This is a genomic window from Cedecea neteri (assembly GCF_000757825.1).
GTDB classification, from domain to species: Bacteria; Pseudomonadota; Gammaproteobacteria; order Enterobacterales; family Enterobacteriaceae; genus Cedecea; species Cedecea selenatireducens.
Genome location: NZ_CP009451.1, coordinates 701,134 through 723,604, shown reverse-complemented (window position 1 = coordinate 723,604; position 22,471 = coordinate 701,134). Strand labels below are relative to the sequence as shown.

Below are 22,471 nucleotides of genomic sequence, written 5' to 3'. Positions count from 1 at the left end.
TGCAGGCGCATGCAGGCGCATTAATGCAGTGGTCAAATCCTGTATGATGTGAAATATATATTAATCATCAATAAATGCGTGCCCGGATGTTCCGGGCCCGATGGGGGTGTCAGCGCACTTTTCATTATGATGGTTCGGATATTACGAAATATCGAGTTCGCTTTAGTATGCCTGCTTATCATTCAGTCAGGGACGGTTTATCGGATGAAATTTGGAATTGAACGTAACGTGATGTGTAAAAAAAAGATTATGGTGGTAATCACCTGGGTGAATATATTTATCCAGAGTATGTTGCCTTTGTTAATTACGTTCACACCCTCGATAGCTGCCGCTAATAATTCCCGCCTTCTGACTGAACCTGCCGCGCTAAGCTCCCTGCAAACACAGGTGTACACCCTCCGGGAAGGGGAGTCCGTCGCCATGCTGGCAAAAAAATACAACATGAGCCCGAACGACCTCCGCAGGCTTAACCAGTTCCGGACCTTTGCCCGGGGGTTTGACCACCTGCAGCCGGGGGATGAGCTGGATGTACCCGTTTCCCCTTTACCCCCGGTGCTGTGGGATGAGGGCCGGAGCACGCCGGTCCCGCAACAGGATGACAGCGCAGGGAGGGAGAACAAGGTGGCCGGCTTCTCTTCTCAGATGGGCAGCTTTCTGGCGGGAAGGCCAGACGGTAACGCCGCTGCATCGATGGCCAGAGGGGTGGCTACAGGGGAGGTCAACAGCCAGATCCAGCGATGGATGAGTCAGTTCGGTACGGCCCGGATCCAGCTGGATATGGATAATAAATTCTCCCTGAAAAATTCTCAGTTTGATTTACTTGTGCCCTTATCTGAGCAGGGGAATCGACTGGTATTCACCCAGGGCAGCGTGCACCGGACGGACGGTCGTACTCAGTCTAACCTGGGGCTGGGGGCGCGGTGGTTTAATGCCGGATGGATGCTCGGCGGAAACACGTTTCTGGACTACGACCTGTCGCGCGATCATGCCCGTCTGGGGGGCGGCGCAGAGTACTGGCGTGATTTTCTGAAGCTGGGGGTCAACGGCTATTTGCGCCTGACAAACTGGAAGGATTCCCCGGATCTGACCGATTACGAAGAGCGGCCCGCCAGTGGCTGGGACGTCCGCGCGCAGGCCTGGCTACCGTCGCTGCCGCAGCTGGGCGGTAAGCTGGCGTATGAGCAGTACTACGGCAGGGAAGTGGCGCTGTTCGGGAAGGATACACGGCAGCGCAATCCTCATGCGATCACCGCGGGGCTGAGCTATACCCCCATTCCGTTGCTGACATTCAGTGCCGAACAGCGGAACGGGGGATCGGGGAAAAATGACACCCGGTTTGGTATTGAATTCAACTACCAGCTGGGGGTGCCATGGCGGCAGCAGATCGACCCGTCGACGGTAAAATCCCTGCGGAGCCTGGCGGGCAGCCGCTACGATCTCGTGGAGCGTAATAACAATATCATTCTGGAATACCGTAAGAAGCAGGTGATTAGCCTGCACACCGCGGCGCGGGTTGACGGCTATCCGGGGGAACGAAAGTCACTGGCGGTGTCAGTGACGGGGAAATACGGGCTGGCACAGGTTAACTGGTCGGCTTCATCCCTTCTGGCCGCCGGGGGACGGGTCGAACAGGACGGCGTCGGGGCATACAGCGTGGTCCTGCCGGCATGGCAGGCACAGGGCACGAATACCTACGTTATCAGCGGCGTGGCGGTAGACACGAAGGGTAACCGCTCGAACAGGAGTGAGACGACGATAACGGTTCAGCCTCCGGGTATCGATGCCAACAGCCCCTTTGAGCCCGCTTTCAGCACGTTATCGGCCAACGGAAAAGACCGGCAGGCGCTGACGTTGCAGATAAATGACGTGCAGCAGGGGATCGTGGATGTGGACGCCAGGGACATCACCATCGGGGTCACGCGCGATGTCGTCCCGGACAAAGGCAGGACGGGTAAGGCAGGAAAGATTAGCGTGGTATCGGAGGTCGTCAGAAAAGAGGCCGGCGTGTATGAAGTGATTGTCACCTCCGGCACGAGGGAAGCCGTTGTGACACTGACTCCCGAGGTAAGGGGGGTGGGACTGACACCGGCGGTGGTGAAAATCAGTTCCGCCGCGCCGGTGAAGGCGAACTCGACCCTCGTGCTGGACAAGACCAGCTACGTGGCCGGCGACGACATGCAGGTGAAGGTCCAGTTGAAGGACGCGCAGCATAATCCGGTGGCCGGGCAGGCCGCCGTGGTGCAGACCACCGCGGTCGCCGGGGCAGTCATCAAGGGTAGCTGGACTGACAATCAGGACGGCAACTACAGCGCCGTGTTCACCGCCACCACCGCCGGCACAGGCCTGAAGGCCACGCTGACGCTGGCAGATGGAGAGGTGACCTCCACCGCCTACGCCATCACGGCCGCCGCGCCGGTGGTGGCGAATTCGATCCTCGCGCTGGACAAGGCCGGCTACGTGGCCGGCGACGACATGCAGGTGACGGCGACGCTGCAGGACGCGCAGCATAATCCGGTGGCCGGGCAGGATGCCGTGGTGCAGACCACCGTGGTAGCCGGGGCAGTCATCAAAGGTAACTGGACCGACAATCAGGACGGCACTTACACATCGACCTGGACAGCGCAGATCGCCGGCCCGGGCCTGAAGGCCACGCTGACGGTGTCGGACGGGGATGTGGAGTCTGCTCCGTTTGACATCACGGCTGCCGCGCCGGTGAAGGCGAACTCCACCCTCGCGCTGGACAAGACCGGCTATGTGGCCGGCGACGACATGCAGGTGAAGGTGACGCTGCAGGACGCGCAGCATAACCCGGTGGCCGGGCAGGATGCCGTGGTGCAGACCACCACGGTAGCCGGGGCAGTCATCAAAGGTAACTGGACTGACAATCAGGACGGCACTTACACGTCGACCTGGACGGCGCAGATCGCCGGTACGGGCCTGAAGGCCACGCTGACGGTGTCTGACGGTACGGTGGAGTCTGCTCCGTTTGACATCACGGCCGCCGCGCCGGTGAAGGCGAACTCCACCCTCGGGCTGGACAAGGCCCGCTATGTGGCCGGCGACGATATGCAGGTGGTTGCGACGCTGCAGGACGCGCAGCATAACCCGGTGATCGGGCAGGATGCCGTGGTGCAGACCACCGTGGTAGCCGGGGCAGTCATCAAAGGTAGCTGGACCGACAATCAGGACGGCACTTACAGCGGCGTGTTCACCGCCACCACTGCCGGCACGGGCCTGAAGGCCACGCTGACGGTGTCTGACGGGGAGGTGACCTCTGGAGCCTACGCCATCACGGCCGCCGCGCCGGTGAAGGCAAACTCGGATATCACCCTGGACAAGACCCGCTATGTGGCCGGCGACGACATGCAGGTGAAGGTGACGCTGCAGGACGCGCATAATAACCCGGTGGTGACCGGGCAGGCCGCCGTGGTGAATACCACCGCGGTGGGCGGGGCGGTCATCAGGGGCGACTGGACCGACAATCAGGACGGCACCTGGGGTGCTACTTTTACCGCCACCACCGCCGGCCCGGGCCTGAAGGCCACGCTGACGGTCTCTGACGGGGAGGTGACCTCTGCCGCCTACGACATCACGGCCGCGGCGCCGGTGAAGGCAAACTCCACCCTCGGGCTGGACAAGGCCAGCTATGTGGCCGGCGACGACATGCAGGTGAAGGTGACGCTGCAGGACGCGCAGCATAACCCGGTGGCCGGGCAGGATGCCGTGGTGAAAACCACCGCGGTCGCCGGGGCAGTCATCAAAGGTAACTGGACCGACAATCAGGACGGCACTTACAGCGGCGTGTTCACCGCCACCACCGCCGGCCCGGGCCTGAAGGCCACGCTGACGGTCTCTGACGGGGAGGTGACCTCTGCCGCCTACGACATCACGGCCGCGGCGCCGGTGAAGGCAAACTCCACCCTCGGGCTGGACAAGGCCAGCTATGTGGCCGGGTCGGACATGCAGGTGAAGGTGACGCTGAAGGACGCGCAAAATAACCCGGTGGCCGGGCAGGCCGCCGTGGTGCAGACCACCGCGGTGGGCGGGGCGACGCTCAAGGGGAGCTGGACCGACAATCAGGACGGCAACTACAGCGCCGTGTTCACCGCCGCCACCGCCGGCACAGGCCTGAAGGCCACGCTGACGGTCTCTGACGGGGAGGTGACCTCTGCCGCCTACGACATCACGGCCTCGGCGCCGGTGAAGGTAAACTCGGGTATCACCCTGGACAAGACCCGCTACGTGGCCAGCGACGACATGCAGGTGAAGGTGACGCTGAAGGACGCGCAGCATAACCCGGTGGCCGGGCAGGATGCCGTGGTGCAGACCACCGCAGTGGGTGGGGCAGTCATCAAAGGTAACTGGACCGACAATCAGGACGGCACTTACAGCGCTACTTTTACCGCCACCACCGCCGGCACAGGCCTGAAGGCCACAATGATGGTGTCTGACGGGGATGTGGAGTCTGCTCCGTTTGACATCACGGCCGCGGCGCCGGTGAAGGCGAACTCCACCCTCGGGCTGGACAAGGCCAGCTATGTGGCTGGCGACGACATGCAGGTGAAGGTGACGCTGCAGGACGCGCAGCATAACCCGGTGGCCGGGCAGGATGCCGTGGTGCAGACCACCGCGGTCGCCGGGGCGACGCTGAAGGGGATCTGGACTGACAATCAGGACGGCACTTACAGCGGCGTGTTCACCGCCACCACCGCCGGCACGGGCCTGAAGGCCACGATGACGGTGTCTGACGGGGATGTTGAGTCTGCTCCGTTTGACATCACGGCCTCGGCACCGGTGGTGGCGAACTCCACCCTCGGGCTGGACAAGACCAGCTACGTGGCCGGCGACGACATGCAGGTGAAGGTCCAGTTGAAGGACGCGCAGCATAATCCGGTGGCCGGGCAGGCCGCCGTGGTGCAGACCACCGCGGTCGCCGGGGCAGTCATCAAGGGTAGCTGGACTGACAATCAGGACGGCAACTACAGCGCCGTGTTCACCGCCACCACCGCCGGCACAGGCCTGAAGGCCACGCTGACGCTGGCAGATGGAGAGGTGACCTCCACCGCCTACGCCATCACGGCCTCGGCGCCGGTGAAGGCGAACTCCACCCTCGGGCTGAACAAGACCAGCTACGTGGCCGGCGACGACATGCAGGTGAGGGTCCAACTGAAGGACGCGCAGCATAATCCGGTGGCCGGGCAGGATGCCGTGGTGCAGACCACCACGGTAGCCGGGGCAGTCATCAAAGGTAACTGGACCGACAATCAGGACGGCACTTACACATCGACCTGGACGGCGCAGATCGCCGGCCCGGGTCTGAAGGCCACGATGACGGTGTCTGACGGCAAAGTAGAGTCTGCTCCGTTTGACATCACGGCCGCTGCGCCGGTGAAGGCGAACTCCACCCTTGTGCTGGACAAGAACAGCTACGTGGCCGGGTCGGACATGCAGGTGACGGTGACGCTGCAGGACGCGCAGCATAATCCGGTGGCCGGGCAGGATGCGGTGGTGCAGACCACCGCGGTAGCCGGGGCAGTCATCAAAGGTAACTGGACCGACAATCAGGACGGCACTTACAGCGGCGTGTTTACCGCCACCACCGCCGGCACTGGCCTGAAGGCCACGCTGACGGTGTCTGACGGGGAGGTGACCTCTGCCGCCTACGACATCACGGCCTCGGCGCCGGTGAAGGCGAACTCGACCCTCGGGCTGGACAAGGCCAGCTACGTGACCGGCGACGACATACAGGTGGTGGCGACGCTGCAGGATGCACAGCATAACCCGGTGGCCGGGCAGGCCGCCGTGGTGCAGACCACCGCGATGCCCGGGGCGATGCTGAAGGGGAGCTGGACCGACAATCAGGACGGTACCTACAGCGGCGTGTTCACCGCCACCACCGCCGCTCCGGGCCTGAAGGCCACAATGACGGTGTCTGACGGTACGGTGGAGTCTGCTCCGTTTGAAATCACGGCGGTCGTTCTGAAGGATGTCACCGTAAATAACTACACGTTTGCAAAAGACGCCGGATTCCCGACCACGGGATTCACAGGCGCAACCTTTACTCTGAATGTAACGGATGGTTCAGCTTCGTACTTTACCTGGACGTCTGATGCCAGCTGGGTAACAGTGACGGACGGGGTGGTGAAGTTCACCGGCCCGGGGACGGGAGACAAAGTGACCATCACGGGGACCCCATCCAACGGTTATGGAAAAATCATTAAGTACAGTTTCACCCTTGAGGGCTGGTTCATAAAGAACGATTCAGTGTCAATGGACTGGCTCGACGCGGGCAACTACTGCGCATCGCAGGGTTACCGTTTGCCAACCGTCGCACAGATGAGCCTGCACAGAAATTACAACGCAACCCAAAGGCGCGGCACGGGCGCGCTGTGGAACGAGTGGGGCAGTCTTTTCCACGGCTCTTACGTCCAGTCGTCGGAGCGGCGGATGGAAGCAGGCACCGACAAGCACTACGACGTCGGCCTGAAAAATGGCGACATCTACTTAAGCTTCGACACCGGAAGGTACTCTGTGGCGTGTCGTCGGGATCTTTAGCGTTTAGTTTTCAGACTTTAACGTTTAGTTTTTTATTTTTAATTATGTTTTTGATCCCCCCCCCCGCGTTCCTGCGGGGGGATGAGGAAAATGAATGATGGAGATAGAAGGACTGGCGGACGTACGGCTAACCGGCCAGGGTATCAACGTTCACGAGGGTGATATCGACGAAGTCGCGTTTCAGCGCTGAATTACCACCACTTCCTCAGGCGAGAGATAAAGTCAGGGGAGGATATCCGCAGGTTCGCATGGTCCGTCTGATGGAACTCAGCAGTCACCTGCTGCGCGCGAGTGTGTCAGGCCGCTATGACATAAACGAAATGCGCCTGGCGGCGCAACTGGCAGAAAGCGCTCCGGATAACAGTATTACGCTGTTCGATAAGGGGTTTTACTCTTTGTGGCTGTTGCAGCCCTGGCATAGTGCGGGCGAAAATCGCCACTGGTTAACGCCGCTGAAAAAACACGCAGTAAGAAGTCGGCCGTAAACTCGGTAAACAGGACGAGCTGATACGACTGAAAACCGCGCCACAGGCCAGAAAACAGTGGGAAGGTCTGCCGGAAGAACTGACCGGGCGGCTAATCCGTCGCAGGGTCAATGGCGTGGAGCGGCAGGTGCTGACGTCAATGACCGATGCGATGCGTTATCCGGCCGCCAGCGTGGCGGAGCTTTATAAGCATCGCTGGGAAACCGAGTTGGGGTATCGCTAAGTTATTACGTTTATTAATCAGACTGCCGTGGTCATCTCCGGGAGCGATCCCGGGTCATCTGAAACACTTTTACAGCAATGCAGCGATGCTGAAACTGCCCTCAAGACAGGAGCGGGAGTATGCGAGAGAAGTGAGGGAGAAAAGGTCAAAATATCCCCTAAAAAACAATGCCGGTCATCTTAAGGGACCGGCATTAACCCGAGGGGCGCTTTTTTATGCTTCAGATTCTGGCTCATCCGCCGGGGGCAGCGGCCAGCCGCCGAGGCGCTTCCAGCGGTTCACTATTTCGCAAAACAGCAGGGCGGTCTGTTCGGTGTCATACAGGGCGGAGTGGGCCTGCGAGCTGTCAAACTTCTGGCCAGCGGCGATGCAGGCTTTGGCCAGCACCGTTTGCCCCAGCACCAGGCCGCTCAGGGCCGCAGTATCAAACGTCACAAACGGATGGAACGGATTGCGCTTCAAAGAAGCTCGCTCTGCCGCTGCCATCATAAAGCTGTGATCGAACGTGGCGTTGTGCGCCACCATAATCGCCCGGCTACAGCCGCTGTCTTTAATGCCTTTACGCACGGTTTTGAAAATGGCGTGCAGCGCATCATATTCGCTGACGGCACCACGCAGTGGGTTATGCGGGTCAATACCGTTGAATGCCAGAGCTTCTGGCTGAAGGTTCGCGCCCTCAAACGGATCGACATGGAAGTGCAGCGTTTCGTCGAGGGATAACCAGCCGTCTTCATCCATCTTCAGGGTAACGGCGGCGATTTCCAGTAACGCATCGGTTTTTGCGTTAAAACCTGCGGTTTCAACATCGATAACTACCGGATAAAAACCACGAAAACGGTCGCACAGGCCATTCAATTGCGTGTTGTCTGACATCAGCTTCTCTTAATACGGGGAAAATGCAGCGCGCATTATGGCAAATTTCGGGGAGTGTTGCAGTAAGGGGCGTACAACACGCCCCTTGTTTGACGCTAATCGTCTGAAAATCAGTTACCCAGGCCTTTGCCCGCGTGTTTTTCTTCGATCAGTTCGATTTTGTAACCGTCCGGATCTTCAACGAAAGCGATAACGGTAGTGCCGCCTTTTACCGGGCCGGCTTCGCGAGTCACGTTGCCGCCGTTGTGGCGAATACGCTCACAGGCGTCTGCGGCGTTATCCACGCTCAGCGCGATGTGGCCGTAAGCGGTACCCAGCTCATAGCTGTCCACGCCCCAGTTGTAGGTCAGCTCGATAACCGCCGTGTCGCTTTCATCGCCATAGCCAACAAACGCCAGAGAGTATTTGTACTCCGTGTTTTCGCTGGTACGCAGCAGTTTCATGCCCAGTACTTTGGTGTAGAACTCGATGGAGCGTTGCAGGTCGCCAACGCGCAGCATGGTATGAAGTAGACGCATAAAATCCTCGTCGAATAAGACAGTTATTTCTGGAGTCGTTGAGTATAGCGGCGTTTACGCGCCGCTATCAATGAAAGGTACTGCGGAGTTACAGGCTTGGGTAGTCGGTATAACCTTCCGCGCCGCCGCCGTAGAAGGATTCAGGGCGCTGCGGGTTCAGCTCGGCATTTTTGTGCAGACGAGCGACCAGGTCAGGGTTCGCGATGAACGAACGGCCAAAAGCTACCGCGTCAATCAGGCCTTTGCCGATCAGATCTTCCGCTTTCTCCGGGGTATATGCCCCTGCGCCAACGATAACGCCGCTGAAACGCTCGCGAACTTTTTCACGGAATGCTTCGGTGTACGGTTCGCCACCGGCCCAGTCCGGCTCGGACATGTGCAGATAGGCAATGCCGCGTTTACCCAGCTCTTCAATCAGGTACAGCGCGTCAGACTCTTCGTTCGGGCCGTTGTCTACGTTCTGGAACGAGCCAATCGGCGAAACGCGGATCCCGATGCGATCGGCACCCCATTCTTTGATCCCGGCATCAACCACTTCCAGCACCAGGCGAGCGCGGTTCTCGCGGCTGCCGCCGTATTCGTCGGTGCGGTGGTTAGAAGACGGAGACAGGAACTGGTGCAGCAGGTAGCCGTGCGCGGAGTGCAGCTCAACCAGGTCAAACCCTGCGTCGCGAGCGTTACCGATAGCCTGACGGAAATCGTTTACGATGCCCGGAATCTCGCTGAGTTCCAGCGCGCGCGGCATAGAGGTATCTTCACGAACGGCGTGACCGTTTTCGTCACGCAGCGAGGTACGAGTCCCGGCGCTCAGCGCGGAAGGCGCGACCGGAGCCTGCTGGCCTGGCTGAAGCGTGAAGTGGGAGATACGGCCGGTGTGCCACAGCTGAACGGCGATATGGCCTTTTTCTGCATGAACGCCCGCGGTGATTTTTTTCCACGCGGCGATTTGCTCTTCGCTGTGCAGGCCTGGCGCGCCCGCATAGCCTTTGGCCTGGGCAGAAATCTGAGTTGCTTCGCTGATGATAAGCCCGGCGCTGGCACGCTGACGGTAATATTCCCCCATCAGCGGCGTTGGGATATCACCCGGCTCGATGCTGCGCAGGCGCGTCAGCGGAGCCATAAAGATACGGTTTGGAACGGTGATTGCGCCAACTTTGAGCGGCGTAAACAGTTTATCTGCTGACATGGTGTTTCCTCAAGTAGACCGGTCGTCTAGTAATTCAGTAAATAAAAAACCCGTCAGGCGACAGGTTCTGCCAATAGGGTTTGTACGTGTGCTAACGCGCTTTCAAGGGGCAGCGCGCTGCGGGAAATCTTTGCCTGCAGGCTGGCGCCCAGCCAGAGTGCGTATAGCACCATGGCCTGATCGAACGCTTCGCCGTCAAAGCGCAGGCTTTTTTCACTGCGTCCTTTCTCAAGCGTATCTGCCAGCAGGGAGACAAGCTGTGAGCCACCGTTGTTCAGCGCCCCGCGCATATCTTCCGAAAGGTCACAGACCTCTGCCGAAAGCTTCACTATCAGGCAGTTGCTCAAATTCCCGCTCTGGCAGAAGTAGCTCAGCATATCCTGGTACCACTTCAGCAGGCGTTGGCGAAAATTGCCTTCACCGCGTAAAAAGTGATCCGCTACGCGCAGATTGGACGCCTGGTAATAGCGCTCAAGCATGGCCACGCCAAACGCTTCTTTAGAGCGAAAGTAGTGGTAGAAAGAGCCTTTGGGCACTTCTGCGGTGCGTAACAATTCGCTTAAGCCCATGCCGGTAAAACCCCGGGCAAGGCACAACCGCTCGCCGGTGGCGAGAAGGTGTTCGCGAGTGTCGTGTTCAGGATGTCGATTCATGCGCTCAATGTAGTAGACCAGTCGGTCTAATGCAAGAGGGGCGGCCAAATTTTAATGGCCGCCACACGATTAACGCTTCCGGCACTCCGCCAGAATATCCATATCTTTCTGATAAACCTGGCTATTGATGTTCATCATGCCCAGCACCGTCGAGAAGAGATTATCCTGTGATACAGGGTCACTGTCGGCTTTGTGCGCCAGGCAGTCTCTGTCCAGGGCAAAGTTTTGCTGGTAATCCTGCGACAGCCAGAACAGCAGCGGAATATGCGTTTGCTGACCAGGTGCCAGCATATACGGCGTGCCGTGCAGGTAGATGCCGCTTTCGCCCAGCGACTCGCCGTGATCGGCCAGATAGACCAGCGCGGTATTGAGCCTGGCCTGATGCTGCTTCAGCTTGTCGATTGTGCGGCTCAGCACATCGTCCGTGTGCAGGATAGTGTTGTCATAGGTGTTAATCAGCGCCTGGCGATCGCAGTCCTGAATCTGGTTGCTGTCGCAGGTTGGCGTGAAGCGGCGGAAAGCGTCCGGGTAGCGCTGATAGTAAGCGGGGCCGTGGCTACCCATCAGGTGCAGCACGATGACCGTATCCTGCTGCAGGCCGTCAATCACGTTATCCAGGCGATGGAGCAGAACATCGTCAAGACAGGCGCCGTCTTTACAGTAAACGTCCAGCTTCCACTGCGTCATGTCCGTATGCGGTATTCGGTCGCAGGCACCTTTGCAGCCGCCGTCGTTATCCCGCCACAGCACGTTAACCCCGCCGTGGGCCAGCACGTCAAGCAGCCCTTCCTGATGATGGGCAAGATCGGCATCGTAGGATTTGCGCGGCATGTTGGAGAACATACAGGGCACAGAAACCGCGGTTTCCGTCCCGCAGGAGGACGCGTTCTGGAAGTAAATCACATCCTGTTTTTTCAGCTGTGGGTTCGTTTCACGGGCATAGCCCCCCAGCGAGTAGTTCTCGGCTCTTGAGGCTTCGCCAACCACCAGCACCACCAGCGTTTTCTTTGGCTGCTGCTTAATTAATGGGCCTTTTTGCGCGTCCGTACCAATTTTGATCAGCGTCTGGTCCCCGGCAAACCAGCGTTCTTTGCTGTAGCGGCTGAGGGCGCTGATGTAGTTTGCCGGCGTGACCATTTTCACCACGCCTTTGTTGTTGCGGAACAGCGAAGCATAGTCCTTATAAAACACGGCGGCGACGAGGATGATGACCAGCAGCCCGGCCAGCACGCTAACCAGGCGAGTCAGCACGGTATGCCACCAGCGCGCGGGCTGGACTTTCACCAGCGCAAGCAGCAGGGCGGGTACGATCCCCGCCAGAGCCAGCCAGCTAACCAGCTGAGGCGTGACCAGCGCGGCGGCTTCCTGTGAGTCAGTTTCAAACACGTTGACCATCATGTTTTTATCGATGACGGCCCCGTAGGTAAACATAAAATAGTTGCTGGCCGCGCAGCCGATAACCAGCAGCACCAGCACGGGCTTACGCAGCCAGGGCAGATTAACCACGCTGAAAATGGTCAGCCACGCGCAGAACAGCACCACCGGCACTGAGGCGGCAAACAGCCAGCTATGGAAAGAGTCCGGGGCAATCAGCTGCCAGCTGCGGTGAATAAAGAGAGAGTTGATCAGCGTAAAGAAGAAAGCGCAGCACAGGTTAAATTGCGCATCGTTACACTGTAACTTTTTTAAGAAGTTCATATAAGCCGTGAATACTAAACAGAATATCCGCTATTCTGGAGAGAGAAGATTAGCTGAACCTTAATTTTCGAAAGCTTTTCGCCGGCAGGCGATTTTTTAGCCGTCCCGCTTGCATCCCGAACGGAGTCAGGCTTCAATTGATGCAAAGTCGTTAATGAGGTGGGCTGGTGTCTGAGCAGTTAGAGTTCTTCCCCATTCAAAGTCCCTGTCGCGGTATCTGCCAGTCGGATGAACGCGGGTTTTGTCGTGGCTGTATGCGCAGCCGCGATGAACGCTTCCAGTGGCAGCAAATGAGCGACGTGCAAAAACAGGACGTGCTGCGCCTCTGCCGTCAACGCTTATTGCGCAAGTTACGAGCAAACAAGCCAAATTCTCCTGAAGAACCCGAGCAGCCCTCACTGTTTTAATCATTCAGGGCCGTTATACTTGGGGCAGTTTCTTTCCTTATTTGAGGTCATTTTTTATGGTACAACGCATTACGATTGCCCCGCAGGGACCGGAATTTTCACGCCTGGTGATGGGCTACTGGCGTTTGATGGAATGGAATATGTCGCCGCGCGAGCTGGCGAGCTTTATTGAAGAACACGTTGAGCTGGGCATTACCACGGCGGATCACGCGGATATTTACGGCGGTTACGCCTGTGAAGCTGCTTTCGGCGATGCCATGCGCCTGGTGCCTCATCTGCGCAGCAAAATGGAGATTGTCACCAAGTGCGGCATCGCCACCACCGCTAAAGCAGAAAACGCCATCGGCCATTACATTACCGACCGCGACTACATCATCAGCAGTGCGGAAGGCTCGCTGAAAAAACTGGCGACTGACTACATTGACCTGCTGCTTATCCACCGCCCGGATCCGCTGATGGATGCCGATGAAGTGGCTGAAGCGTTTACCGCGCTGCACCACAGCGGCAAGGTTCGTCATTTTGGCGTGTCTAACTTCACCCCGGCGCAGTTTGCGCTGCTGCAGTCTCGTCTGCCGTTTACCCTGGCGACCAACCAGGTTGAGCTTTCGCCGGTGCACCAGCCGCTGCTGCTGGACGGCACGCTGGATCAGCTCCAGCAGCTGCGCATTCGCCCGATGGCGTGGTCCTGCCTCGGCGGCGGTCGTCTGTTCAATGACGATGAATTCCAGCCTCTGCGCGCCGAGCTGCAGAAAGTAGCGGAAGAGATCGGCGCCGAAACCATCGAGCAGGTGGTTTATGCCTGGGTCATGCGCCTGCCGTCCTCCCCGCTGCCAATCATCGGCTCGGGCAAAATCGAGCGCGTACGCTCTGCCATCCACTCGCTGTCGCTGAACATGACTCGCCAGCAGTGGTTCCGCATTCGTAAGGCCGCGCTCGGTTACGACGTGCCTTAATCGTTACCGACCGCCTGCCAGCGTTCCGGCAGGCGGTGCCTGTTCCAGCTGCGACAGCGAGCAATAAAGTCGCCAGATAATCCCCGCCAGTTCCCGCGCCGCCGGGTCATGATGATGCGCCAGCGTGTCGCACATTCTTTGCAGTTCTTTCAGTGATTCCGCCAGCGGCCTTTGCAGCACGCCGCGCTCGCTCATCACGTCACGCAGCGTATGCAGGCAAACATCCCTGACCATCGACAACGGGTCGGAGCGGGTTTCCCAGCCGCGAAGCTGCCAGACAACGTGCGAGCAGTTGAGCAGCACCACGCCCCAGCGCAGCAGCCAGCGGCGGGCCGCTTCTTCTTTGCTGTTACTAAGCTGGCTGATGTGATGATAAACCAGCGACTCAAACTGGCTTTCGCTGTGCTGCGGTTTGCGGCTTAGCTGGTCGATAAATCCGCGCCGCAGCGCCCGGATATGCCGCCGGCTGCGCCGGGTGTCCGAGCTTGGGCGCAGCACCGAAAAAGCCAGCCATGAAATCCCCACCCCGAGCACTTTGGCCAGGTTGTCATTCATAAATCCGGCGAAGTCGTAAACCGGCGGGTTACTCACCGCGAGAAACGATCCCATAAACACGATGAGTTGCCCCCAGAGCGCGGCTCGTTTAGGCTGCTGGAGCTTCAGCAACTGCATGGTGAGCAGCAGCGGCAGCAGGAAAAGCAGGAACTGCCACAGCTGGGTGACCTGAATCATCAGGCCGAACTTCACCAGGAAGCTGAACAGTGAGAGCCACAGCAAGGTGCGCATTAGCAGGGTTAGCGAGCCGAGCGGGGAGGCGACCGAGGAGTAAAGCACGCAGCTAATAGCGGCCAGCGAAAGCGCGCCGCCGCCTGACTCCCATTGGGTGCCGATGCACCATGCCCCGGTCAGGGTGATGGTGGCAAAGGTACGCAGGGCGCTCCACAGCGCTTCGGCACTGTCGGTATGACGAGCGAGCGGCGGGGCCTCCGGTGGCGTAATCACCGACACGGGCGTGGCGTTTTCCAGCTCCCTTAGCCAGCGGCTGCTGTTGAGGTATAGCCAGCTGAAATAGCGCAGGCGGTGCCAGAATGCCTGGTGGCGGTAGTCATCCTGCGAATGGGGCGCGATCTGCTGCAGCAGTCGGGCTACGGTGTATTTATCGGCATCCGGTTTTGCCAACTCCCGCAGCAGGCTGTCGAGCACTGACCAGATATTGGCGGGGGCTTCGGGCCAGTTAAGCAGCATCCGCCGCAGGCCGGAGATAACGCTGGTCAGGCGCAATTGCTGGTGGAGCAGGTAGTTCAGCAGGTTGTTTTGACGGCGAAAGCGGTAGTGGCTCCAGAAAGCCTGAATGCGCAGCAGGTTCATGGTCAGGATCTGGCCGATAATGCCTTCGTGCGCGGTGCGAATAGCGTCGGTAGTTTCCGGCTGCCAAAGCAGGCTGGCGTGCTCGAGCAGCCGGGCATGCATGTTTTTCAGCGCGGTGACCAGCGCGCTGCCGTCCGAGGTACTGGGCAATACCATCATCATGAAGCCGCCGCACAAGATCCCGACGACAACTTCGCACACGCGGGCCTGGGCGATGTCCCACAGCTCCGTCGACTCTACGGTATTGACCATCGGGAAGGCGATAATCGCGGCGGTATAACCTGCCAGCATAAAAGCGTAGGCAACGTTATTCTGAAAATGGCTGGAGGCCCACGTACAAAGCGCCAGCCAGCTTGCCATGGCGAAGGTAAACAGCCAGGGATCGTTCAGCGCGTTGCCGGCAATCATTAACGACGCTGCCGCCCCGATAAAACTGCCCGCGATGCGGCCCAGGCTCTTGCTGATCACCCCGCCGACGGTAGGGAAGCTCACCACCGCCGCTGAAGTCATCGCCCAGTAGGGTTCGTCCAGATTCAGGCCATAGGCGATAGCCAGCGCCATGCCCATGGCGATAGCGTTGCGCAAGGCATAGCGCCATTGCCCGCCGGTGGCTTTTCCCCACGGCGTGTTGCGCCACTCCAGAAAACTGAGGTTCATCAAGGCTGAACGCTAACGGTGCAGGTGGTGCCGGAAACCAGCGTCACGTCCTTGGGAATGGCGTCCAGGCTAATGCGCACCGGCACGCGTTGCGCCAGGCGAACCCACGGCACGTTAGGCTTGATGTCAGGCACCAAATCGCTATCGCTTTCAATGCTTTGGTCGTAAATGGCTCGGCCGATACTTTCTACTTTACCGCTCAACTTTTGGTTACCGTTGTACAGCACAATCTGCACGGTATTGCCTGGCTGAATGCGGCGCAGCTTGGTTTCTTCGAAGTAGCCGACAACGTAAAACGAGTGGCTGTCGACCAGCGCAAAGACCGGCTTGCCTTCGGTGGCATAGTTGCCGGTACGGGAGGTGAGATTGGTGACCCAGCCGTCGACCGGCGCGGTCACCGTGGTTTGTGAAAGCTGCCACTGGGCCTGTTCGAGCGTTGCCTGAGCGACCTTAACCGCCGCCTGCATAGCTTTGACGTTGATATTGGCGGTATCCATGTCCTCGGCGGAAATATAGTTGCGCGGCAGGTTATGGCGGCGGTTCGCTTCGTTGCTGGCTTTGGCCAGATCGGACTGTGCCTTTGCCAGCTGCGCCTCTGCGTTCAGCACCGCAATGTGATAGGGCGTTGCATCCAGGGTAAACAGCGGAGTGCCTTTACTGACAAACTGATTATCCTTCACGTTCAGGCTAACGATGGTGCCGGAAACCTGCGGCGTAATGCTCACCTGTTCGGCACGCACTTTGCCGTCCCGCGTCCAGGGAGACTGCATGTAGTAGTTCCATAACAGCCAGCCCGCCAGCAGCGCAGCGGCAAGAACAATGAGGGTGGAAAAGTATTTTATTGTTTTGAGATTCATTGTGTTACCACATCACCAAAAGAGCCATGCCGGCGCTGACGGACAGCGCGAAAAGGGATAAATCCATCAACGTGGGGTGCCAGATTTCACCAGAATAGATCCAGTCCCGCAGCAGGCGATGGACGACTAGCCAAATGAAAAAACCGACAAACACGGCCTTAAACAGTGGAGGAAAGTAAATCGACGCTCCAACCACAAGATCCTGAAGCGGGAAGCCGGACGGGCTAAAAGTGAGACGCACGTAGTGATAATCCTTTAAAACACGGGGATGACTGCCGTTTCCCCTCACTTAGATGTAGAATAAAAGTATAGCTGGTTGCATAACTTCAGTGAAAGTAAGGGATTTGTTTTTAACAATTAATGCCTGCACAATAGTCTAAAATCAGTATAATAAGTTAGCAAGCTAATTATAAGGAGATGAAATTGGAATCGCCATCGCCATTAGGTTCGGATCTGGCCCGCCTGGTACGCATCTGGCGTGCGCTAATTGACCATCGCCTGAAACCTCTGGAATTGACACAGACACACTGGGTAACGCTGCATAATATTCATCAGCTGCCGCCAGATCAGTCACAGATTCAGTTGGCTAAAGCGATCGGCATTGAGCAGCCGTCACTGGTTCGTACGCTCGATCAACTCGAAGAAAAAGGGTTAATCTCGCGTAAAACCTGTGCAAACGACCGTCGGGCAAAACGGATTAAATTGACCGAGCAAGCCACGCCTATCATCGAAAAGATGGAAGGTGTGATAAACGAAACGCGGGGAGAGATCCTGACGGGGATTACTCGCGAAGAGCAGGCGCTGTTAAGCAACCTGATTAGCCGGCTCGAGCAAAATATTATTGAACTGCAAAATCGCGATTAATATTGGCGGTTGAGAAAAAGCCTCGCGGGTTATACGGCGGGGCTTTTTTTATGCCCGAAGGTGAATCAATCGGCGATTTTTTGCTCCGGTAGCAAACAGTGAGAATAACGCTGAACTTTGTTTATCTCTTTTTCAGAAGACTAAATGTAAATTAATTGTTTCTCTCCGCCGTCTCCCGCTTTTAATAATGCAGGCATGTTTTTAAAAACGAGCCTGCATTATGTCTTATCGCATCAGTATCCTGGATAAAAGCCCGCTTGCGCCAAACGACAGCGCGACGGATGCCCTGACGCGCACGCTGCACCTTGCGCAGCAGGCGGAAGCCTGGGGCTATCACCGTTTCTGGCTGGCGGAGCACCACAACACGCCCCAGCTTGCCAGCCCCTCGCCGGAAGTGCTGATTGCCTGGATTGTCGGGCAAACCAGCCGTATTCGCGTGGGCTCCGGCGGCGTCATGCTGCAGCATTACAGCCCCTATAAAGTCGCCGAGAACTTTCACCTGCTGTCTTCCCTTGCGCCAGGGCGCATCGATCTGGGCGTGGGGAAAGCGCCCGGCGGCTTACCCCTTTCGACGCAGGCGCTGCAGCAAGGGTTCTCGCCGGCCGCAAAAGGCACTTTTGATGAGCAGCTTACCCAGCTCGACGGCTGGCTTTCACTGAACGATCCTGCGGAAGAAGAAGGGATTCGCGCCACGCCGCTGCCGGCCCAGCGCCCGGACGGTTTTTTGCTGGGTGCGAGCCTGCAAAGTGCGAGGCTGGCCGCAAGCCTTGACTGGAATTTTGTTTTTGCTGCCCATCTGAACGGCGATAAAACGCTGCTGCGTGACGTGCTGAACGACTGGCGGGCAAACAGCCGACGCGACGTGCTGGTGGCCGTGCAGGTTATCGTGGCGCAGGACGCCGAACGTGCGGACGAGCTTGCCGGGCAGGTTGAGATTTGGGGCGTGGAGCTGGAAAACGGCCAGCGGGTGAGCGTGGCCAGCGAACAGCAAGCGCACAGCTTTGCCCGCCAGTCAGGCAGTGCGCTCCGAAGCCTGACGCGCCGTGAACCTTCGCTGCTAAAAGGCACGCCAGAAACGGTCAGGGAAGGGCTGCAGGCGCTGCACGAAGCTTACGGTATTGATGAATTCATCATTGATACGCCAATTGCCGAGGGCGCTGAACGCATCGCTTCACTGCGTTTGTTGGCCGAAGCCCACGCGATTACGGAGGCGGCACTATGACTTTCGCTCAGCAACTGATCGACTGGCGGCGAGAACTGCATCGCTTCCCGGAGCTTTCACTCGAGGAAGTGGAAACAACCTCGCGCATCCGTGACTGGCTGCAAAGTGCCGGCATTCGCCTGCTGCCTTATTCGCTAAAAACCGGCGTAGTGGCAGAGATTGGCGATGGTGAAAAGGCCGTTGCCCTGCGGGCCGACATTGACGCATTGCCGATTGAAGAAACCAGCGGCGTGGCCTTTAGCTCGCAAAATGCTGGCGTAATGCACGCCTGCGGACATGACGTTCACAGCAGCGTGATGCTAGGGGCGGCGCTGCTGCTTAAGCAGAACGAAGCGCAGCTTAACGGACGAGTACGTATTCTGTTTCAGCCCGCAGAAGAACGTTTTGGCGGCGCAACCACGCTGGTAAAAGCCGGCGTTCTGCAGGGGATTTCGGCTATTTTTGGCATGCACAATGAGCCTAACCTGCCGGTGGGGGCATTTGCCACTCGCGGCGGTGCGTTTTATGCCAACGTCGATCGCCTGGTTATTCAGGTGCGCGGCAAAGGTGCGCATGCCGCCCGTCCCCATGAGGGCAAAGACGCGATTTTGCTTGCCAGCCAGCTGGTTAGCCTGCTGCAAAGCATCACCAGCCGGGAGGTCAATACGCTTGAGTCGGCGGTGCTGAGCATAACGCGAATTGCGGGCGGCAATACCTGGAACGTGCTGCCGGAAAACGTCGAGCTGGAAGGCACCCTGCGGACCCACAGCGCCAGCGTGCGGGAAGCGGTAAAAAAGCGGGTTCTGGAGATTGCTGCCGGTCTTGCCAGCGCCTTTGGGGCAGAAATAGAGGTCACCTGGCATCTGGGGCCGGACGCGCTGGTTAACGATGAGCGCTGGGCGGCGTTTTCCAGCGAGGTGGCCGCGGTGGAAGGTTATGCAACCCACCCTGCGGAGCTGCACATGGGCGGCGAAGATTTTGCGGTTTATCTCCAGCATATTCCCGGCGCTTTTGTCAGCATCGGCAGCGAAAGCCGCTACGGACTTCATCATCCGGGCTTCGACCCTGATGAACGATTGATTGAACCTGCGGCTCGCTATTTCGCCCGCTTAGCACAATCGGCGCTACAACAATTTTAATTCTAATCAGCGATGGCGGATTTTAACGATCCGCATAAGGATGAGGCATGTCTGGAAAACGACAGTTACGACTGGGTACGATATTACATGGCGCTTCGGGAAATATGTCGGCCTGGCGTCATCCTGCCGCGATAGCAGATGCCAGCATTAATTTTGAGTTTGTCACACAAACGGCTTTGAAAGCGGAAGAAGGGAAGCTGGATTTTATATTTGTTGCCGATGGGCTGTATATTAACGAAAAATCTATCCCACACTTTTTAAATCGGTTTGAACCGCTGACGGTATTATCCGCGCTCGCAGCCTTGACCCAACATTTAGGCCTGGTGGGGACCTTATCCACCTCTTACAGCGATCCTTTTACTACGGCTCGCCAGTTTGCCAGCCTCGATCACCTGAGTAATGGCCGTGCGGGCTGGAACGTGGTCACTTCACCCCTTGAAGGTTCTGCCAAAAATTTCTCCAGAACGCAGCACCCCGAGCATGCGCTGCGCTACCGCATCGCCGATGAGTATCTGGACGTCGTGAAGGGGCTATGGGATTCGTGGGAAGAGGACGCTTTCGTGCGCAACAAAGAGAGCGGGCAGTTTTTTGCGCCTGAAAAACTGCATGCGCTAAACCATCAAGGGGATTTCTTCCAGGTGGCCGGGCCGCTGAATATTGGCCGTACACCGCAGGGGCGGCCGATTGTGTTCCAGGCCGGTGCCTCAGAAGATGGCAAAAAGCTGGCGGCTAAACATGCGGATGCCATTTTTACCCACCATGAAACGCTCGCCGAAGCGAAAGCTTTTTACCGTGACGTGAAAAGCCAGCTCGAAGGGCAAGGCCGTGAGGCAGACTCCTTGCACATCTTCCAGGGCGTCAGCGTCATTGTCGGCAAGGATGAAGCAGACGCAGAACAGCAGTACCAAACCACCGCCGCGCTGGTGTCGGTGCCCGATGCCCTGAACTACCTTGGTCGCTACTTTGAGCATCATGACTTCAGCCAGTACCCGCTGGACGAACCTTTCCCCGACATCGGCGATCTGGGGCAGAACAGCTTCCGCAGTACCACCGACGAAATCAAACGTAATGCCCGCGAGCGTGGGCTGACCCTGCGGCAGGTCGCGCTTGAAGCCGCCAGCCCAAGACCGCGTTTTTCCGGTTCGCCGGAACAGGTGGTGGACGGCCTGCAGCAATGGTTTGAAGCCCGCGCGGCCGACGGTTTTATCATCCAGGGCGGCACGCCTGATACCTTCCCCCGCTTTGTTGAACAGGTTGTGCCTGTGCTGCAGGCGCGAGGCCTTTTCCGCACGGATTACCCCGGCACCACGCTGCGCGAGAGCTTCGGCTTAGCGCTGCCCGACAATCGCTACGGCAAATAAAGAGAAACGACTATGCAAAAAACATCGCTGTTGCTGGCCATTGCGCTGGCATGGACCCCGCTTGCCTGGGCGAACGACGTCACCATCAACGGAACCGGCGTGAGCCTTGAGGCGAACAAAGCGCCGGTAAATACCGCTAAAAACCCGCAGGCCATCGCGCAGTTACCCAAAGACTACCATTTTGCCGTTCCCGGTAAGTTTACCGTGGCAGTGGCGGCGCTGAACTCGCCGCCGCTGACGGTTTTTTCTGATGATAATAAAACCCTGCTCGGCAGCGAGGTGGATATTGCACGCCTGGTGGCCGACAGCCTCGGACTTGAGCTTAACGTGGTGCCCACGTCCTGGGAAGACTGGCCGCTGGGCGTGGTTTCCGGGAAATATGATGCCGCGATCAGCAATATTACCGTCACCAAAGATCGCAAAGAGAAGTTCGATTTCGCTACCTATCGCAAAGACTCCCTGGGCTTTTACGTCAAAGCCAACAGCCCGATAAAATCCATCAGCCGTGCGCAAGAGATTGCCGGGCTGCGCGTCGTCGTGGGTTCAGGCACCAATCAGGAAGCTATCCTGCTGGCATGGAACGCTGAAAACCAGAAGAAAGGCCTGAAGCCTTTTACCCCGGTGTACACCAAAGATGATGCGGCACTAACGCTTGCACTGCAGTCCGGCCGGGCGGATGCCTGGTTTGGGCCAAACGTCACCGGGGCCTGGAAAGCGGCGCTGACCGGGCAGACGAAGCTGGTGGGCAGCGTCGACGGCGGCTGGCCGAAGGCTGCGCACATTGCGGTGACGCTGAAAAAAGGCAGCGGCCTGGTTGAGCCAGTACAAACGGCGCTCAACGGCGCTATTCAGCAGGGCGACTACGCCAGGGTGCTGAACCGCTGGGGCGAGGGCGTGGAAAGTATTCCTGCCTCGGAAATTAATCCCGCCGGTTTAGGCGACTGAGGAGGCAGATATGAGCGAACGTTTTCGCGTTTTGTCCCCGGAAGCGCCTGAGCTGCAGCCCATTATTAGCGGGCTCTTTGGCGAATACGCTGCCCGCTACGGGGATTTTTTCTCGCGCGATGCGGAGGTCGAGCTTACCGAGTGGTATCTCCCCCCGCAGGGCATTTTTATCGTGCTTGAGCGGGAAGGCGAAATTATTGCCACCGGTGCCTACAAGCCTTACGACCCGCAAACCGCAGAGATTAAGCGCATCTGGACAAAAAGCACGCTGCGAAAGCAGGGGCTGGCCGGGCGTGTCGTGCGAGAGCTGGAACGCTTTGCGCTTCAGGCGGGCTATGGTCGCATCTATCTGACCACCGGTTTTCGCCAGCCGGAGGCGGTCAGGCTTTACCTGAGCGAAGGCTACGATCCGCAGTTCAGCCTGGAGGTTGACCCGGAAACGTTCAGCCAGCCTCCCCACGACGGACGGCTGCGGTTCACCAAAATTTTATCGCTGGAAAGCCTGAGCAAAACGGCATGAGGAATAAC

General features: G+C 58.3%; 15 protein-coding genes and 2 pseudogenes. 9 read left to right on the top strand and 8 right to left on the bottom strand.

Going from position 1 to position 22,471, the window contains the following annotated elements:
- Positions 1 to 420 precede the first annotated feature (420 nt).
- Entirely contained in the window at positions 421 to 6,555 is a 6,135-nt protein-coding gene (locus JT31_RS22750) for an invasin domain 3-containing protein (protein ID WP_158399819.1), read from the top strand.
- Positions 6,556 to 6,785: 230 nt separating this feature from the next.
- Positions 6,786 to 7,447, top strand: a pseudogene (locus JT31_RS23470) (IS4 family transposase); the annotation flags it as partial.
- 29 nt (positions 7,448 to 7,476) lie between these two features.
- On the opposite strand, the gene rnt reads toward JT31_RS23470, so the two are convergent.
- From rnt to eptA, 5 genes are all read right to left on the bottom strand, one after another.
- On the bottom strand, positions 7,477 to 8,136 hold the full coding sequence (gene rnt, locus JT31_RS03135; protein ID WP_038473210.1) for a ribonuclease T: 660 nt from the start codon (positions 8,134 to 8,136) through the stop codon (positions 7,477 to 7,479).
- A gap of 110 nt (positions 8,137 to 8,246) precedes the next feature.
- Complete coding sequence (gloA, locus tag JT31_RS03130) at positions 8,247 to 8,654, bottom strand: lactoylglutathione lyase (RefSeq protein WP_038473207.1); 408 nt, start codon at positions 8,652 to 8,654, stop codon at positions 8,247 to 8,249.
- 88 nt (positions 8,655 to 8,742) lie between these two features.
- On the bottom strand, positions 8,743 to 9,840 hold the full coding sequence (locus JT31_RS03125; RefSeq protein WP_038473205.1) for an alkene reductase: 1,098 nt from the start codon (positions 9,838 to 9,840) through the stop codon (positions 8,743 to 8,745).
- Between the two features lie 53 nt (positions 9,841 to 9,893).
- On the bottom strand, positions 9,894 to 10,493 hold the full coding sequence (locus JT31_RS03120; RefSeq protein WP_038482712.1) for a TetR/AcrR family transcriptional regulator: 600 nt from the start codon (positions 10,491 to 10,493) through the stop codon (positions 9,894 to 9,896).
- Positions 10,494 to 10,562: 69 nt separating this feature from the next.
- Positions 10,563 to 12,191 (bottom strand): phosphoethanolamine transferase EptA, encoded by a 1,629-nt coding sequence (gene eptA / locus JT31_RS03115; protein WP_038473203.1) that lies wholly within the window; start codon positions 12,189 to 12,191, stop codon positions 10,563 to 10,565.
- 167 nt (positions 12,192 to 12,358) lie between these two features.
- Here eptA and JT31_RS22930 point away from each other — a divergent pair, with 167 nt between their 5' ends.
- On the top strand, positions 12,359 to 12,598 hold the full coding sequence (locus JT31_RS22930; protein ID WP_071842925.1) for a DUF1289 domain-containing protein: 240 nt from the start codon (positions 12,359 to 12,361) through the stop codon (positions 12,596 to 12,598).
- Between the two features lie 56 nt (positions 12,599 to 12,654).
- Positions 12,655 to 13,551: an aldo/keto reductase gene (locus JT31_RS03110; RefSeq protein ID WP_038473200.1), complete on the top strand. Its 897-nt coding sequence runs from the start codon at positions 12,655 to 12,657 to the stop codon at positions 13,549 to 13,551.
- Positions 13,552 to 13,554: 3 nt separating this feature from the next.
- Here the strand turns inward: JT31_RS03110 and JT31_RS03105 are convergent, their stop codons facing one another.
- Genes JT31_RS03105 through JT31_RS03095 form a run of 3 tightly spaced genes read right to left on the bottom strand, consistent with a single transcriptional unit; the run spans position 13,555 to position 16,674 of the window.
- Positions 13,555 to 15,576, bottom strand: coding sequence for an FUSC family protein (locus JT31_RS03105; protein ID WP_038473198.1), 2,022 nt, complete (start codon positions 15,574 to 15,576; stop codon positions 13,555 to 13,557).
- Complete coding sequence (locus JT31_RS03100) at positions 15,576 to 16,433, bottom strand: HlyD family secretion protein (RefSeq protein WP_038473196.1); 858 nt, start codon at positions 16,431 to 16,433, stop codon at positions 15,576 to 15,578. The genes JT31_RS03105 and JT31_RS03100 overlap by 1 nt, the downstream gene beginning before the upstream one ends.
- Positions 16,434 to 16,437: 4 nt before the next feature.
- Positions 16,438 to 16,674 carry a DUF1656 domain-containing protein gene (locus JT31_RS03095; RefSeq protein WP_038473194.1) on the bottom strand — a complete coding sequence of 79 codons (237 nt, stop codon included), beginning with the start codon at positions 16,672 to 16,674 and terminating at the stop codon, positions 16,438 to 16,440.
- Between the two features lie 176 nt (positions 16,675 to 16,850).
- Between JT31_RS03095 and slyA the strand changes: the two genes are divergently transcribed.
- The 5 genes and pseudogenes from slyA to JT31_RS03065 all read left to right on the top strand — a co-directional run bounded on the left by slyA (position 16,851) and on the right by JT31_RS03065 (position 22,463).
- Positions 16,851 to 17,297, top strand: coding sequence for a transcriptional regulator SlyA (slyA, locus tag JT31_RS03090; RefSeq protein ID WP_038473191.1), 447 nt, complete (start codon positions 16,851 to 16,853; stop codon positions 17,295 to 17,297).
- Positions 17,298 to 17,517: 220 nt separating this feature from the next.
- Positions 17,518 to 18,519, top strand: coding sequence for an LLM class flavin-dependent oxidoreductase (locus JT31_RS03085; RefSeq protein ID WP_038473190.1), 1,002 nt, complete (start codon positions 17,518 to 17,520; stop codon positions 18,517 to 18,519).
- On the top strand, positions 18,516 to 19,637 hold the full coding sequence (locus JT31_RS03080; RefSeq protein ID WP_038473189.1) for an amidohydrolase: 1,122 nt from the start codon (positions 18,516 to 18,518) through the stop codon (positions 19,635 to 19,637). Before JT31_RS03085 ends, JT31_RS03080 begins: the two co-directional genes overlap by 4 nt.
- A gap of 47 nt (positions 19,638 to 19,684) precedes the next feature.
- Positions 19,685 to 21,943: pseudogene (locus JT31_RS23915) on the top strand (NtaA/DmoA family FMN-dependent monooxygenase).
- Between the two features lie 10 nt (positions 21,944 to 21,953).
- Complete coding sequence (locus tag JT31_RS03065; protein ID WP_038473181.1) at positions 21,954 to 22,463, top strand: GNAT family N-acetyltransferase; 510 nt, start codon at positions 21,954 to 21,956, stop codon at positions 22,461 to 22,463.
- Positions 22,464 to 22,471: the final 8 nt, after the last annotated feature.